16 protein-coding genes and 1 pseudogene are annotated in these 15,467 nt (G+C 65.9%); 4 read left to right on the top strand and 13 right to left on the bottom strand.

Annotated features, from left to right (window positions below):
• The 6 genes from iolD to ALII_RS0106805 all read right to left on the bottom strand — a co-directional run bounded on the left by iolD (position 1) and on the right by ALII_RS0106805 (position 7,544).
• Entirely contained in the window at positions 1-1,833 is a 1,833-nt protein-coding gene (gene iolD / locus ALII_RS0106830; protein ID WP_024586576.1) for a 3D-(3,5/4)-trihydroxycyclohexane-1,2-dione acylhydrolase (decyclizing), read from the bottom strand.
• Complete coding sequence (gene iolC, locus ALII_RS0106825) at positions 1,830-3,737, bottom strand: 5-dehydro-2-deoxygluconokinase (protein ID WP_024586575.1); 1,908 nt, start codon at positions 3,735-3,737, stop codon at positions 1,830-1,832. Before iolC ends, iolD begins: the two co-directional genes overlap by 4 nt.
• Complete coding sequence (locus ALII_RS0106820) at positions 3,734-4,507, bottom strand: ATP-binding cassette domain-containing protein (protein WP_024586574.1); 774 nt, start codon at positions 4,505-4,507, stop codon at positions 3,734-3,736. The genes iolC and ALII_RS0106820 overlap by 4 nt, the downstream gene beginning before the upstream one ends.
• Positions 4,507-5,613 carry an ABC transporter permease gene (locus tag ALII_RS0106815; RefSeq protein ID WP_024586573.1) on the bottom strand — a complete coding sequence of 369 codons (1,107 nt, stop codon included), beginning with the start codon at positions 5,611-5,613 and terminating at the stop codon, positions 4,507-4,509. The genes ALII_RS0106820 and ALII_RS0106815 overlap by 1 nt, the downstream gene beginning before the upstream one ends.
• A 70-nt stretch (positions 5,614-5,683) precedes the next feature.
• Positions 5,684-6,625: a sugar ABC transporter substrate-binding protein gene (locus ALII_RS0106810; RefSeq protein WP_024586572.1), complete on the bottom strand. Its 942-nt coding sequence runs from the start codon at positions 6,623-6,625 to the stop codon at positions 5,684-5,686.
• 106 nt (positions 6,626-6,731) lie between these two features.
• Complete coding sequence (locus tag ALII_RS0106805; RefSeq protein WP_024586571.1) at positions 6,732-7,544, bottom strand: MurR/RpiR family transcriptional regulator; 813 nt, start codon at positions 7,542-7,544, stop codon at positions 6,732-6,734.
• 159 nt (positions 7,545-7,703) lie between these two features.
• Here ALII_RS0106805 and ALII_RS0106800 point away from each other — a divergent pair, with 159 nt between their 5' ends.
• The 4 genes from ALII_RS0106800 to ALII_RS23075 all read left to right on the top strand — a co-directional run bounded on the left by ALII_RS0106800 (position 7,704) and on the right by ALII_RS23075 (position 11,407).
• Complete coding sequence (locus tag ALII_RS0106800) at positions 7,704-8,828, top strand: Gfo/Idh/MocA family oxidoreductase (RefSeq protein ID WP_029660280.1); 1,125 nt, start codon at positions 7,704-7,706, stop codon at positions 8,826-8,828.
• 11 nt (positions 8,829-8,839) lie between these two features.
• Positions 8,840-9,832, top strand: a complete 993-nt coding sequence (gene iolG, locus ALII_RS0106795) for an inositol 2-dehydrogenase (protein ID WP_024586569.1) — start codon at positions 8,840-8,842, stop codon at positions 9,830-9,832.
• Positions 9,833-10,130: 298 nt separating this feature from the next.
• Positions 10,131-10,946, top strand: coding sequence for an integrase arm-type DNA-binding domain-containing protein (locus tag ALII_RS23080; RefSeq protein ID WP_244437357.1), 816 nt, complete (start codon positions 10,131-10,133; stop codon positions 10,944-10,946).
• Positions 10,943-11,407 (top strand): hypothetical protein, encoded by a 465-nt coding sequence (locus ALII_RS23075; protein WP_244437356.1) that lies wholly within the window; start codon positions 10,943-10,945, stop codon positions 11,405-11,407. Before ALII_RS23080 ends, ALII_RS23075 begins: the two co-directional genes overlap by 4 nt.
• Positions 11,408-11,437: 30 nt before the next feature.
• On the opposite strand, the gene ALII_RS0106785 is transcribed toward ALII_RS23075, so the two are convergent.
• From ALII_RS0106785 to ALII_RS21095, 7 genes and pseudogenes are all read right to left on the bottom strand, one after another.
• Positions 11,438-11,719, bottom strand: a complete 282-nt coding sequence (locus tag ALII_RS0106785; protein ID WP_024586568.1) for a type II toxin-antitoxin system RelE/ParE family toxin — start codon at positions 11,717-11,719, stop codon at positions 11,438-11,440.
• Entirely contained in the window at positions 11,709-11,954 is a 246-nt protein-coding gene (locus ALII_RS0106780) for a type II toxin-antitoxin system Phd/YefM family antitoxin (RefSeq protein WP_024586567.1), read from the bottom strand. The genes ALII_RS0106785 and ALII_RS0106780 overlap by 11 nt, the downstream gene beginning before the upstream one ends.
• 129 nt (positions 11,955-12,083) lie before the next feature.
• Positions 12,084-12,326 carry a DUF2274 domain-containing protein gene (locus ALII_RS0106775; RefSeq protein ID WP_024586566.1) on the bottom strand — a complete coding sequence of 81 codons (243 nt, stop codon included), beginning with the start codon at positions 12,324-12,326 and terminating at the stop codon, positions 12,084-12,086.
• On the bottom strand, positions 12,323-13,552 hold the full coding sequence (locus ALII_RS0106770; RefSeq protein ID WP_024586565.1) for a TrbI/VirB10 family protein: 1,230 nt from the start codon (positions 13,550-13,552) through the stop codon (positions 12,323-12,325). Before ALII_RS0106770 ends, ALII_RS0106775 begins: the two co-directional genes overlap by 4 nt.
• Positions 13,549-14,589: a P-type conjugative transfer protein TrbG gene (gene trbG, locus ALII_RS0106765; RefSeq protein ID WP_024586564.1), complete on the bottom strand. Its 1,041-nt coding sequence runs from the start codon at positions 14,587-14,589 to the stop codon at positions 13,549-13,551. Before trbG ends, ALII_RS0106770 begins: the two co-directional genes overlap by 4 nt.
• Complete coding sequence (trbF, locus tag ALII_RS0106760) at positions 14,586-15,275, bottom strand: conjugal transfer protein TrbF (protein ID WP_024586563.1); 690 nt, start codon at positions 15,273-15,275, stop codon at positions 14,586-14,588. The genes trbG and trbF overlap by 4 nt, the downstream gene beginning before the upstream one ends.
• Positions 15,272-15,467 (bottom strand): annotated as a pseudogene (locus ALII_RS21095) (P-type conjugative transfer protein TrbL); the annotation flags it as partial. The gene trbF and the pseudogene ALII_RS21095, both read right to left, overlap by 4 nt.

The following is a 15,467-nucleotide window of genomic DNA, read 5'->3' as shown; positions in this document are numbered from 1 at the left end:
TCAGTCCATCCACTGATGTGTTCGGGCGTCGTCATAGGCTTTGCGGGCGTCGAGGACCTGCCGACGCTCCGAGACCTGTGGCACCGCCACGTCCCACCAGGCGCCGCCGGCCTCGGTCGTCTGCATCGGGTCGGTGTCGATCACGATCACGCTGGTGCGCGGGGAGGCGCGGGCGCGCGCCATCGCCTGTTCGAGCCCCGCCAGATCGGCAACCTTCTCGGCAATCGCGCCCATCGAGGCCGCGTGCGCCGCGAAATCGATGGCGGATGGGACGACATGTGTGGCCGTGTCGAGCAGATTGTTGAAGCTTGACCCGCCCGACGCGACCTGCAGCCGGTTGATGCAGCCATAGCCGCGATTGTCGAGCACCACGATGATGAGCTTTTGGCCGAGCATGACCGAGGTGGCGAGTTCGGAATTCATCATCATGTAGCTGCCGTCGCCGACCATGACGACGACTTCGCGGTCCGGCCATGCCATCTTGACGCCGAGCCCGCCGGCGATCTCGTAGCCCATGCACGAAAAGCCGTATTCGACATGGTAGCCGCCGGGACGGCGGGCACGCCAAAGCTTGTGCAATTCGCCCGGAAGCCCGCCCGCCGCGCAGACGAGGATCGCGTCGTCATCGACACTGCGCTGCACCGCGCCGATCACCTGCGCGTCGGAGGGAAGCCTGTTCTGCGTCTCGTCGCCAATCGCCGTGACGGCATCGACGGCCGCTGTCCACTCAGCAGTCAGACCGGCATCATGCGACGGCGCGTGGTGGTCGCCAAGGGCAGTGCCGAGGGCTTCGAGAGCGACGCGCGCATCGGCGACGACGGTCAGCGCCGTGTGCTTGACGGCATCATAGGGGGCGACGTTGATCGTCAGGAGGCGGCACTTCGGGTTGCGGAACAGCGCCCACGAGCCGGTGGTGAAATCCTGCAGCCGGGTGCCGACCGCGATGACGAGATCGGCGTCGGCGGCAATCGCATTGGCAGCCGAACTGCCGGTGACGCCGAGCGAGCCCAGATTGAGCGCATGATCCCAGGGCAGGGCGGACTTGCCTGCCTGCGTTTCGGCAACGGGGATGCGATGGGTCTCGGCAAACAAGCGCAAGGCGTCGGTCGCCAGCGAATAGTGAACGCCGCCGCCGGCGATGATCAGCGGCTTCTGCGCGGTGCTGATCGCAGCCACGGCGGCGTCAAGTTCGCGCGGATCGGGCGGCGGTCTGCGGACGGTCCAGACGCGCGGCGTAAAGAAGCTCTCGGGGTAGTCGAACGCTTCGGCCTGCGTGTCCTGGCAAAAGGCCAGCGTGACCGGACCGCAATCGGCCGGATCGGTCATCACGCGAAAAGCGCGGGGCAGGGCCGTGAGCAGATGCTCGGGCCGCGAGATGCGGTCGAAATAACGGCTGACCGGCCGGAACGCGTCATTGGCGGAGACCGTGCCGTCGCCGAAATCCTCGATCTGCTGAAGGACGGGGTCGGGTGCGCGACTGGCGAAGACATCGCCCGGCACGAACAGCACCGGCAGCCGGTTCACATGAGCAAGTGCAGCGGCCGTCACCATGTTCAGCGCGCCGGGACCGATGGAACTCGTCACCATCATCGCCCGCCGACGGTTCAGCGTCTTGGCATAGGCGATGGCCGCGTGCGCCATGCTCTGCTCGTTATGGCCGCGCCATGTCGGGAAGGTGTCGCGCGCGCCATGCAGCGCCTCGCCGAGACCGGCGACATTGCCGTGGCCGAAAATTGCCCATGTGCCTGACAGGAACGGCACGCCGCCCTCGTTGAGCTGGTTGGTGCAGTAGCGCACCATGGCTTGCGCGGCGGTCAGTCGGATGGTGGTCATGCGGCAGTGTCCCTGGCGTTGCGGGCGTCGTCCCACGATTGTGCAAGCGCGCGATAGCGCGCGCTCATGTCGGTGACGGCGGCGGCATCCGTCATCGTGCCGGCGAACCACGCGCGCGCGGCGTCTCCGAAGATGCTGCGGCCGACGGCAAAGCCCTTGACGAGATCGAACCTGGCCGCGCGCCGGAACGCTTCGGCAAGCTGTGCCTGCGGCGCGTCGAGACCGAGAACGACGATGCCGCGCGTGTGTGGATCGTGCGCCTCGATGGCCGTGACCACATTCGCCCAAGCCCGCTCACTCGTCATCGGTTCGAGCTTCCACCAGTCGGGATAGATGGCGCTCTGGTAGATCTTTTCGATGATGCGCGGTGTCGTCATGTCATCGACCGGACCGACCCTCGACGGGATGACTTCCAGAAGGAATTCGAGATCGTTGCGGCGTGCGGATTCGGCCAGCCGGGCGATGGTGCCGAGTTGGTCGCTCCACATCGCGTCGTCGTCGTCGGGATGACAGAAGCACAACGCCTTGACGACATGGTCGCGGGGCCATTCGCCCAACGTCCCGCCCCAATCGGCGCCAAGTTCGGGTTCGAGCCGCAACGGCCGCGAGCCGGGTTGCTCGACCGGCCTTCCGATCCACAAACCGCTGCCGGCGGCGGCATGAAGCGCATGGCGGCCAAGTCGGTCGTCGCAGAGAATTCCGTAGCCGTGATGCCCGTCGGCGACCCGCAGTGCCGCTTGCAGGCACAATTGCTTGAACTGGCCGATGCGCTTTGCGTCGGCGCCGTCCATCGCTTCCAGTTGCGCGCGGTGGTCGAAGGCGAAGACCCGCATGTCCGGCCAATCGCCGCGCCGGTTCGTCGACCAGTGAATTTGCTCGAGCTCGCGGTCGTGGCGCAACGCCGGGGTCACGATCCCGCGCTCGAGGAAGAAGTCGAGTTCCTGCGCCGAAGGATAGGCAGGCGTGCAGCCATGGCGCGAGACGGCGAGCGCGCCGCAGGCATTGGCATAGGTGAGGGCGACCGGCCAGGATGCGTCGTCGAGCCATCCCTTGAGGAGGCCGGACATGAAGCCGTCGCCGGCGCCCAGCACGTTGAAGACTTCGATCCGGAAAGCGGGACCGGCCTCGCCTTCGTCGAGCGTGTCGGGTATCGCGCCGGTGAATGCGGCGGCGCCCATCGGCCCGCGCTTGGTGATCAGCGTCGCGCTGGTGACGGCGCGCACGGCCCTGAGCGCTTCGATCGTGTCCGTCGAGCCACCGGCGATGTGGAACTCTTCCTCCGTGCCGACGATCAGGTCGAACAGAGGAAGATGCGACTGAAGCTTGGCCGTCACCGCCTGCGAGGCGATGAAGCGGCTGTCTCCGGCATCGTGACCTGCAAGCCCCCACAGATTGGGCCGATAGTCGATGTCGAGAGCGGTGCGCGCGCCGTTTTCGCGGGCAAGGCGCAGCGCCATCAGGACGGCGGCTTCGGTGCGCGGATGGGACAGGTGCGTTCCGGTGGCGACCACCGCGCGCGTCTCTGCGATGAAAGCCGGGTCGATGTCGCCTTCGTCGAGGGCCATGTCGGCGCAGTTCTCGCGATAGAAGATCAGCGGAAAATTGTCCTCGTCGCGGATGCCGAGGATGACGAGCGCGGTGAGGCGCTCGGGGTCGGTGACGACGCCGCGCGTATCGACCCCTTCGGCGGTGAGCTGTTCGCGAATAAAGCGGCCCATATGCTCGTTGCCGACACGCGTGATGACGGCCGATTTCAGCCCGAGCCGTGCCGTGCCGCAGGCCATGTTGGTGGGTGAGCCTCCGATATATTTGCGCAGCGAGCGCATGTCTTCCAGCCGCCCACCGACCTGCACGCCGTAAAGATCGACCGATGAGCGCCCGATGGTGATGACGTCGAGGCTCATACGGTTCCCCCGAGCGAGCCTTCAAGTTCGGCCATTTCCTGCCCGCCTGCCATCAGGTCCTGCAAATCCTCCGCGCTGATCTCGCCGCGTGCGGCCGTGCCGAGCGTCTTGCCGCGATTGAGAACGGTGAAGCGATTGCCGACCGCCATGGCGTGGCGGACATTGTGGGTGATGAAGACGACCCCGATGCCCTGCTTGCGCACCCGGTCGATCGTCGCCAGCACGTTCGAAGTCTGGCGCACGCCGAGCGCGGAGGTCGGTTCGTCGAGGATCAGGACCTTGGCGCCGAAATGAACCGCGCGCGCAATGGCGACCGTCTGGCGCTCACCGCCCGACAATGTGCCCACCGCCTGTTCGGGCTCGCGCAGATTGATGCCCATCCGGCGCATTTCCTCCATCGTGACCCGGTTCGCGGTCTCGAAGTCGATCAACTTCAGCGGCCCGAATTTGCGGACCGGTTCCCGGCCCATCCAGAAATTGCGGGTGACCGACATCAGCGGGATCATCGCCAGATCCTGGTACACGGTCGCGATGCCCGCTTCCATGGCGTCGCGGGGGCTTTGGAAGACGACCTCCTTGCCCTCGACCAGCATCGTGCCGGCGGACGGCTTGTGCACGCCCGACATGGTCTTGATGAAGGTCGACTTGCCGGCACCATTGTCACCTAGCAGACAGTGGCATTCGCCAGCCTGCACATCGAAGGACACACCGCCCAGCGCGATCACCGCGCCAAAATGCTTTTGGATGTCACGCATCTCGATCAGGGACATCACCGTTCTCCCGTGATCATGCGGCGGATGAAGGTGTTCATGATGACGGCGAGGATCAGGATCGTGCCGAGGAAGACGCGGAAGAGCGAACTTTCCGCCCCGGCAAAGAACAGGCCCTGCTGGACGACGCCGAAGATGAGCGCGCCGAGTGCCGCGCCGACGACCGAGCCATAGCCGCCGGTCAAAAGCGCGCCGCCGATGACGACGCAGATGATCGCCTCGAACTCCTTCAGCAGGCCACGGTCGGCGGCGGCCGATCCGAACTCCATCACCTGGCAGGTCGCGAAGACGGTCGCGCAGAAAGCGGTGAACATGAACATCAGGATTTTCACCCGATCGACGGGCACGCCGACATAGCGCGCGGCCTGCGCGTCGCCGCCGGCCGCGTAGATCCAGTTGCCGAAGCGCGTCCGGGTCAGGAGCACATGGGCAAAGATCATCAGCCCGATGGCCCAGACGATCAGCATCGGGATGCCGTCGATGATGGGCTGGCCGCTGCGTGCGCCGCGATCATAGGTGGCGATCAGGTTCGCATCGGCCAGCCAGACGAACAGGCTGCCGAAAATCTTGCCGCCGAAAAGCCAGGCGAGCCAGTCGCCCTGTGCCGCTTCGCCGACACCTCCGATGATCGTCTGGCGCGTGGTCAGGATCGACAGCCAGATCGTCAGCCCGCGAAGGATATAGAGAAAGGCGAGCGTGACGATGAAGCTCGGCAGCCCGGTGCGAATGACGAGCCAGCCATTCAGCGCGCCGATGGCAAGCGCGACGGCGAAGGCACACACGATCGCGATCCAAACCGGCCAGCCCCATTGCACCGACACGATGGCGATGACGGTTCCGGCAAAGCCGATCATGGAGCCGACCGAAAGGTCGAACTCCCCCGCGATCATCAGGAGGCACGCGCCGACCGCGATGATGGCGAATTGCGCGGAGACGAGCGTCCAGTTCATCACGCCTTGCGCGGCGAACATTCCCGTATCGCCCGCGATGAGGACGAAGAAGACGAAGACGAGGATCGTGCCGCAGATAGCGCCGAGTTCGGGGCGGATCATGGCGCGGCGGAAGCCCGAGACGGACTTGACGCGTTCGTCGGTGGTGGCCGTCATGGCGGGTCCCCCGGTGGTGTGCAGCGAAGAAAAGGGGCGGCGCATCGGCCGCCCCTATCGGTGGGACGGCCTAGCGGAACTCGCCCGCCAACGCCTCGACCTGCTCGATATTGTCTTTCGTGATGAAGCCGGGGCCGGAATTGATGTTGTTGCCCGGCATCACCCCGTAGCGCGCATAATTCGTCAGCAGAACCACCGGCAGATAGCCCTGCAGGAAGGGTTGCTGGTCGATCGCGAAGTCGATGATGTCGTCCTTGATCGCCTGCGAAATCTCGGCTGACAGATCGAAGGTGGCGAAGAAGATCTCGCCCTCCAGACCAGCATCCTGCACCGCCCGGATCGTCGGATGCGCGGAATTCGGCCCGAGCGTCAGGATCGCGGAGGTGTCCGGATTGGTGGTCAGATAGGCGGCGACCTTGTTTTGAACCTCGGAAGGATCGAGGCCGGAATCGATCATCTGGCTGCCCAGCTCGACGCCCAGCGCATCAGCAAAACCCTGGCAGCGTTCGACCGAGGCGGGGTTGGTGATGTAGTGATTGACGCACAGGAACGAGGTCGCGCCCGCTTCCTTGGCGCGCAGTCCGGCGGCGTGCCCGGCGTCGAATTCCGGCTGGCCGACATGCATCATGGCACCGAGTTCGGTGGACTGTTCCTGCGTGCCCGAATTGATGGTGATGACCGGAATGCCCTGATCGACGGCATCCTTGATCGGGCCGGACAGCACGTCGAAATCGGCGATGGTGACGATGATCCCATCGGGCCCGGCAGCGGTCGCCTGCTGGACGATGCGCGCCATGTCGGCAAGATCGCCGGTCGGCGGATTGCGGTAGTCGACGCGCACTTCCATCTGCTCGCCCGCGACCGCAATGGCGTTCTTGATCGTGTTCCACCAGCTATCGGAATCGGGCGCGTGGCTTATGAGAACGAACTGTTCGTCGGCAGCCAATGCCTGAACCGACATCGTGCCGAGACCCGTTGCAACCGCCAACGCGGCAATCATTGTCCTGGACATTCTCTCTCTCCCTGAGATGTGTGCTGCCGCGCGAGACACCTCCATGGTCAAGCCGGTAAATGGAATATTCCATCCATTTCGGAGTCAATGCAAGTCGATTTTTCCATCAGCTCCGACGCGCGCCGATCGCGACGACAAGGGCCGTCGCCAGAGAAAGCGTCGCCGACAATGCACGAAATGCGCCTACATCGATCTCGCTGACCGAGAGGGCGGTGACGTCGAGACGGCGCAGCGGGCTTGCCAGCGTGTCCGTGATCGCGACGACGGGGATGCCGCGTTCGCTGGCATAGGTCGCCAGTTCGACGGTCGCCGGCGTGTAGGGCGCGAAGGTGATCGCGACCATGGCGTCGCCGGTGGCAAGGGCATGGCGCGCATCGATATGGCCGACCGCTCCGTGCAACATGGCCGGAACCTCCATCTTCTCGAGCGCATAGGCCATGTAGGAGGCGACCGGAAATGCGCGCCGGAAGCCGACGAGATGGATCGTGCGAGCCTTGGCCAGCGTCTCGACGGCGGCCTCCAAAGCCTTGCTGTCCAACGTCGTGGCAAGGTTTTCCAGTGAGTGCCGGCCTGCCTCGATGAACTCGGCGAGGAGGGCGGATGGGCTGTCCTGTCCCTGTTCGTGCAGCGCCTTGATGCGTGTCGGATAGTCCGGCCAGCGCGGCGCATGCGCGTCGCGAAACAGGCGCTGCATGTCCGAAAACCCCTTGAAGCCGATGATCTGGCAAAACCGCACGAAGGCCGATGGCGGCACGCCGGCAGCCGACGACAATTCGGCGACGGTGGAGACCGCAATGCGCTCCGGGTTGGACGTCACGAAATCCGCGCATTGCCGCAGGCGCTTGGGCAGCGTGCCGGCGACTTCGCTAAGGCGAAGCTGGAAGGCTTCGATCGTGGTCGGCGGGGAAGATGCATCCATGCCTGTCGTCCTCAATGCGCTTGACAGCCGCCGGTCGGGCGGACATGTATATTTGGAACAAATATTCCATTTCGACAAGTCGCGGAGAGGCGCGCCGTCGAGATCTTGGCAAGCCGGGAGGAGCCTGTTGCCTATGGCGCAGATGGATGGAGGACGGGCGTGACCCGCGCGCTGGGGATCGGCCTGATCGGGACCGGGTTCATGGGCAAGAGCCATGCGCTCGCCTATCGCAATGCAAATGCGGTGCTTGGCGGGCTGCCGCCGGTGCGCCTCGAACTTCTCTGCGACGTACCGCAGGACAAGGCGGCCCGCATGGCCGAACAGTTCGGCTTTGCGCGCGTCACCGACGACTGGCGCGCTCTGGTGCGCGACGATGCGGTCGATATCGTCTGCATCACCACGCCGAACCGGATGCACCATGAAATGGCGCTGGCAGCGATCGCAGCGGGCAAGCACGTTCATTGCGAAAAGCCGCTGGCGCTGACGCTTGCGCAGGCCGAGGAGATGGCGCGAGCGGCGCAAGAGGCCGGCGTGTGCACCATGGTCGGCTACAATTACATCCACAATCCGGCCTTCACCCATGCAAAACGGCTCGTCGACGCCGGCGAGATCGGCCGCATCGTGCATGTGCGCGGATGGGTCGACGAGGATTATCAGGCCGATCCCGACCTTCCCTGGACGTGGCGCGCGGCAATGGCCGAAGCCGGGCTCGGTGCGCTCGGCGATCTGGGTTGCCATCTGGTCAGCATGGTCTGCCGGCTTGCCGGACCCATCGACAGCCTGATCGCGGATATGGCGACCGTGCACGAAACGCGCCCGCTCACTGAGTCCGACGGCCGAGCGGCGGTCGAAAACGAGGATCTGGCAAGCGCGCTCGTGCGCTTTGCAAGCGGCGCGACGGGCACGCTGGCGATTTCCCGCAGCGCCTGGGGTCGCAAGAACAGGCTGGGCTTCGAAATCCACGGCACCAAGGGCATGATCGTTTTCGATCAGGAACGCATGAACGAGTTGATGCTCTACCGGAATATCGGCGACAAGGCACTCCAGGGCTTCACGACGATCCTGACGGGGCCGGAGCACGCGCCGTTCGGGGCATTCGTGCCGGCCGCCGGCCACCAGATCGGCATGAACGATCTCAAGACCATCGAGGCCGGCGCCTTCCTCGCGCAGATCGCAGGCGGACCGCGCACCGGACCCGATTTCAACGAAGCGCTCATCTTCGAGCGCGTCACCCATGCCATCGCCGACGCGGCGCGCAGCGACGCCCGCATCCATCTCGTCTGAGGAGAATTTTCATGTCCATTCGGTTTGCCGTGCTTGGCGCGGGGCGCATCGGCAAGGTCCACGCCAAGGCCGTCAGCGGCGATCCGAACGCGAGACTGGTGGCCGTCGCCGACGCCATGCCGCAGGCCGCGGATTCGCTCGCCGCGCTCTGGGGTGCCGAGGTTCGTTCCGTCGATGAAATCCTGGCGGCGGACGATATCGATGCCGTGGTCATCTGCACGCCCACCGACACGCATGCCGATCTCATCGAGCGCTTCGCACGCGCCGGCAAGGCCATCTTCTGCGAAAAGCCCGTCGACCTGTCGGTCGATCGCGTGCGCGCCTGCCTTGCCGTGGTCGAAGCGGAGAGCGGCATCTTGATGGTGGGCTTCAATCGCCGCTTCGATCCCCATTTCCAGGCGGTGAGGGCGCAGATCGATGCAGGCGCGATCGGCGCGGTCGAAATGGTGACGATCACCTCGCGCGATCCCGGCGCCCCGCCCGCAAGTTACATTCTGTCGTCCGGCGGCATCTTCAAGGACATGACGATCCACGATTTCGACATGGCCCGCTTCCTTCTGGGCGAGGAGCCGGCCTGGGTCAGCGCGTCGGCCGCTTGCCTCGTCGATCCGGCGATCGGCGAACTCGGCGATTACGACAGCGCGAGCGTCATCCTGACGACGGCGAGCGGCCGTCAATGCGTCATCTCCAATTCAAGGCGCGCCACCTACGGCTACGACCAGCGCATCGAGGCGCTGGGCACGAAGGGCATGATCGCCGCTGAAAACTCGATCGAGATCGCCGATGAGCGGGGTTTCACGCGGCCGCCACTGCACGATTTCTTCATGACGCGCTACACGCAGGCCTACGCCGCCGAGATCGCAGGCTTCATCGCCGCAATCCGCGACGGAACACAGCCCCAGCCGTCCGGCCGGGACGGCCTTGTCGCACTCGTAATTGCGGAAGCGGCCTTGCGCTCCGTCAAGGAACGCCGTGCCGTGAACGTGGCCGAAATCCTGCCGTGACAGCAACGGTACGGGCGGATCTCATCGGATGGATAAGGGCTTTGATATCGTAGGCATTTCAGTCGGTTGAATGGCGCGCCCGAAAGGATTCGAACCTCTGACCCCCAGATTCGTAGTATGTTTTTTGCCATATTGGCATGTCCGACGCGCTACGTCACCACACTTTTCGACTTGACACAAGATATTGATTTTGCTACTATTCTTCGTAGATGGTCGTGCTTTGGCGTAGTTTCACCGTGATGACTCCCGCCGGACACTTCCCCAGACTAAACCCAGACTAAAAATTGGGAGGCCCGAAATGGCCGACAACCGGCAGCTTCTCACCGACAAGGCGATTGCACGCCTGCCCTATGCCACCGACAAGCAATACAAGGTCCGCGACACCGAGCTTCCCGGCTTCTTCGTGCTCGTCGGAAAGAAGAAGAAGACCTTCATGGCGCAGGGGGAGTTCTGGCGCGATGGCGTCCGGGAGTTCGCCGCGCAGGTGAAGCTCGGCGAGTGCGGGGACGTGACGACGCGCGAGGCGCGCAGCAAGGCGAAGGTGGAGATCGGCTCCATCGCGCGGGGCGAGCGGCCGGGAGAGGACCAGAAGATCAAGCCGGGCGCCGTGACGCTGCGCAGGGCTTGGGAGCGGTATCGGGACGGGCACATGGTCCGCAAGGGCCGCGATGCGCGCACGATCGAGAACTACCGCGACCACATGGAGCGGCTGTTCGAGGATTGGTTGGACAAGCCGCTCGCCAGGCTCGGCCGGCAGCCGAAGCTCGTCGCCGAGCGGCATGACAAGATCAGCCGGGAGAACGGCCCCTATATCGCCAATGGCGCGATGCGGAGCCTGCGGGCGGTCTATAACCATGCACGGAAGACCAATCTCGATCTTCCGCCGATCAACCCGGTGACGGCGATCGACTGGAACACCGAGCAGCGGCGCGACACCGGCATGGGCACCGGCGACATGGCATCGTGGTTCGCGGAGCTGACGGCGCTCACGAATCCGATCCGCCGCGAGTTCCACCTGATGACGCTGCTGAGCGGCTCGCGGCCGACGTGCGGATCGAGCATATCGACTTCCGCAGCCGGCTGCTGCACATCCCGAAGCCGAAGGGCGGCGTGAAGAAGGCGTTCGACATACCCCTGTCGCGGCCGATGATCCGCTGCATCCTGCGGGCGATGCGCGCTGGCCGCATCCTCTATCCCGACCAGGCCGAGTTCTGGCTGTTCCCGGCCGACAGCGACAGCGGACACCTGATCGAGCACAAGGAAGAGCGGGACGTTCTGTCGAAGTGGGGCAACGACCTTCGCCAGAGCTATCGCACGCTGGCGCAGGCGGCCGGCGTGTCGGAGCTGGACATCCATCTCCTGATGAACCACTCGCTGCCCGGCGTGAACGCGGGCTACATCACGCGCGACAGCCTGCTGCGCGACCATCTGCGCAAGCAGCAGGAGCGAATCTCGAAGGTCATCATCGACAGCGCCAACGGCAGGGACGAGGGACCGGATCTCGGCTGGCTCCACAACGCGAAGGTGGCCGCCCTGCTGGTTCTGCCGGAGGAGGAGTTGAAGGAGGCTGCCTAAGCGGCCGGCGGGCTTGGGGCGCGTCGCCCGTCAACGCTTTCTCGCCGCTTCGTAGACTTCCGAGCGCTCGCGCTTGCCGACCGCCACCACGACCACCGTGATCCTTTCTTCCTCGACGCGGTAGACGAGGCGGTAGCCGGCCGAGCGCAGCTTGATCTTGTAGTGGTCGGCCAGGCCGCGCAGCGCGTCCGGCTGCACGCGGGGGCGTTCAAGACGCTCGGCCAGCTTGTTCTTGAACTGCTGGCGCAGCGTCGCGCCGAGCTTGTCCCATTCCTTCCGCGCGGACGGCAGGAACTCCAGCCTATAGGTCATCGAGGCTGACCGGCACGCCCTTCTCGCCAGCGCGCGCCTTCGCGATCTCGACAAGCGCCTGGTCGTCGAGCGCGTCCATCATCGCCTCATAGGTGCCGGCCGGCACCATATAGGCCATGACCCGGTTGTGGTTCAGGATCGCGATCGCGTTGCCGCGCGCGCCGTCGACGATGGCGCTCGGATTCTTCTTAAGGTCGGAGACGCTCACGGCAATCTCGGCTTCGACGCGCTGCATGGCTTTGTCCTCGACTGACGGCACCGAAATTAGGACCGATTCCGGTCCCGAATTTCGACCTATATAGTGCATCGCCACGGTCCATGCCAGAGGGTCATTGCCTTGTTCGGCCTGCGGCATCGGTCGGACCTACCGCGACGTGCCGGTCAAGCCGGGATCATTGCGCGCCTTCCGGAACACCTTGTCGGTGGCCATGAAGCGCTGGTGCATGGGCGCGACCAGCTTGGCCGGATCGGGCGGCGTCTTCTCGCCGTTGGACCTGGCGAGGATCTCGGCATAGGCGACGAGATCGCGATGCACGGCGGCCGGCAGCTCGACGGTCATCTTGACCGGCCGGTCGTCGGGGATGGAGGACAGCTTCAGCTTGGTCATGACGGCTCCCTCGCAGCGCCGTAAGGCTGCATCACAAGATCGCGCTGGACGATCACGCGGACGGGCAAGCCCGGCCGCACCGTGAGCGTCGGCTGGATGTTGAGCTGGCGGCGCACGATCTGCTGGCCGATGTCGGAGGCGCTGTCCTGGGCGCTCTCGCGGATGGCGCGGGCGATCTCGCTCTCATTGTCGATCGCGAGCTGGGTGCCGATGCCGAGAAGGGTGGAGAGCGCGGCCGCGCGGAAGAGCTGGCCCCAATGATTGTTCACCTGATCCTCAAGGCCGGAGAATCCCTGCGGGTCCGTTCCGGGAAGGCGCTCCAGTACGATGGACGTGCCGTCCGGCATGACGATGCGGTTCCAGACCAGCAGCACGCGGCGCTGGCCGAATGCGACTTGGCTGTCGTACTGGCCGATCAGGCGCGCGCCCTGCGGGATCAGCAGATGCGATCCTGTCGGGCTGTCATAGACGTGTTCCGTGATCTGCGCCGTGACCTGGCCCGGAAGGTCGGAGCGGATGCCGGTGATGAGGGCGGCCGGAATGACGGCGCCGGCCTGCACGACATAGGGCGAGGCTTTCTCCTGCACGCGGTCGGTGCTGACGGTGCGGCGGTCGGTCTCGGCATTGACGAAGGCGAGCTTGCGGTCCTGCATGTTCTGGGCTGCGCCTGGATCGAGCGGCGGCGGCTCGGCCGGAATGGTCAGGCCGGACAGCGGATCGACGGCCGCGGGCCTCGCCGCGCTGCCCAGGCCGTCCGTGATGCGCTCGCCGCGGCTGTCGGTGAACAGCCTTGCGGTGCGGGCGGCCTCGATCTCGGCGAGGCGGCGCTGCTCCTCGGGGTCGGCCTGCGGAGTCTGGATGGTCGGCGGCGCGACAGGCTGGCCGCGCTCCTGAGCGCGGCGGATCGGCCGTCCGAGGTCGCCGGGCAGCGCCGGCCCCAGCTCCGGCACGTCCGGACGCGGCAGGCCGGTATAGTCGCGCGGCAGGCTCTGCAAGCCGTCCGCCGTCGAGCGGTTCTCGGTGCTGTAGAGTTCCGATGACTGCTGGCCGCCGCGCCGATTCGAGTCGAGCGCCCAGATCAACGCGCCCATGACCGCGATCGCGCTGACGCCGCCGAGGCCGATCAGCACCTTGCGGGACAGCCGCGTGACGCGCGGCGGCTCCGGCCGCAGGCGCAGCTCGGCGCGAATATCGCCGCCGGGAGACGGATTGGCAGCGTCGGTCATCGCGCTTCTCCCGCAGCGAAGATCGCGGGCCGCCGCGCGGCCGGCCTGCCGTCCGTGCGGACGATGCGGACGCGGCGCTGCGAGTCCTTGTCGCCCAGGCGCAGTTCGGCGGCGGCGAACAGCCGGTCGACGACATAGTAGTTCTGGCGGGCGCGGTAGTTGACCAGCTCGGAATTGCCGGACGGGCCGATCACGAAGAGCGGCGGCATCTCGCCCTGGGCGATGCCGGTCGCGAACTCGATATAGACCTTGGAGCCGTCGTCGAAGGCGCGCAGCGGCTTCCACGGCGCCGAGTCGCCCTCGATGCGGTAGCGGAAGTTGAGCTTCGAGATGTCGACGCCGGAGGCGACGGGCTGCGCCTCAGACGCCCGCGCGTTCTGCCGCCGCAGCGCGATGAGCTGGTCCTGCGGATATTGCCAGGACACGGAGGCCATGTAGGTCGAGGGCGTGGAGCGCAGCTCCATATGATAGGTGCGGCGGTCGGTGTTGATGACGAGGTTGGTCTGGAGGTCCGGCCGCGTCGGCTTGACGAGGATGTGGACCTGCCTGCGATCGCCGGCCCCGCTTTCGGTGTCCCCGATGATCCATCGCACGGTGTCGCCGGCCGCGACGGGGCCGGAGCCGACGAGTTGCTCGCCTGGCTGCAAGGCTATGTCCGTGACCTGGCCGGGCGCGGCATAGACCTGATAGAGCGCGCCCGCCGAGTATGGATAGACCTGAACGGCGTTGATGAAGCCGTCTCGGACGGGCTGCATGCGAGCCGCCTCGTTCGCCTGCGTGATGCGCTGGCGCGGATCGGCCGGCTCCGGCTTCGCGGCCGCGCCGTCCACCGGCTTGAGCTGGCCGGGAAGCGGCAGCGGCTTCGGCAGCTCGACTACCTGAACAGGCCCGACCGGATCAGCGGTGAGAACGGCGGGCGCTGCGTCGTCATAGTTGATCTCGGGCGGGATGTATTTCCTCGCACAGCCGGCGAGCGCAGCCGCCGACACCAGCACGACCAGCGGCAGCGAACTTCTTCTCCTGTAGGCCCCCTTCATGATCCCATCTCCCTCGACCAGTTGATTGCGTTGACGTAGACCCCCAGCGGATTCGCCCGCAGGCGTTCGGGGGTGCGCGGCTGCTGGATCACCGTGGTCAGGATCGCGGTCCAACGCTCGGTTCCAGCGAGCTGGCCGTTCTCGTAGCGGCGCTCTGTCCAGGCGATGCGGAAGGAGTCCGGCGAGGCGCGGATGACCGACGAGATCTCCACGGCAACCTGCTGACGGCCGACGCGCGTGAACGGATCGTTGGCGCGGGCGTAATCGTTCAGCGCGATGGCGCCGCGATCGGTGGTGTATTCGTAGGCGCGAAGCCAGTTCTGCCGCACGATGATCGGATCGGCCGGAAGGCTCCTGACTTGCTCGATGAAACGGCCGAGATGCCATGCGATCTGAGGATCGGTCGGCCGATAGTCGGCCACGGCCGAGGCCACGGCCTGCGCCTCGCCGAAGCGGTCGATCTGCACCACCCAGGGCACGACGGTCCCGCGCGTCGACTGCCAGACAAGTGCTGCGGCGAAGCCGCCGGCGAGCAGCAGCGAACCGAAGGCCATCAGCCGCCAGTTCTTCGCCTGCACGCGCGCCGAGCCGAGCCGCTCGTCCCATGCTTGTGCCGCCTTCTGGTAGGGCGTTTCGGGTTCGGGCGTGCGCGCGTAGCGCACCGACGGTCGTTTGAAGAGGTTCATCTGCGGTCGTCCTGCTGGAGAGAGACGTTCATGGAGCCGCCGCCGGAATCGCCGGAGCGGACGGCATGGGCGGCTGCGGTCGCGCCGTGGCTCATGGTCTGGCCGCGCTTCATGCGCGCGGCCCAGGCCGGTTGCTCGGACGCCGTGGAGGCGGCAGCGGCGGCGCTGCCCGCCCCGGCCGCCATGCCGGCG

It is taken from the genome of Aliihoeflea sp. 2WW, assembly GCF_000497755.1.
Taxonomy (GTDB): domain Bacteria; phylum Pseudomonadota; class Alphaproteobacteria; order Rhizobiales; family Rhizobiaceae; genus Aliihoeflea.
The sequence above is the reverse complement of the archived record's forward strand: the minus strand, read 5'-3'. Positions and strand labels throughout refer to the sequence as shown.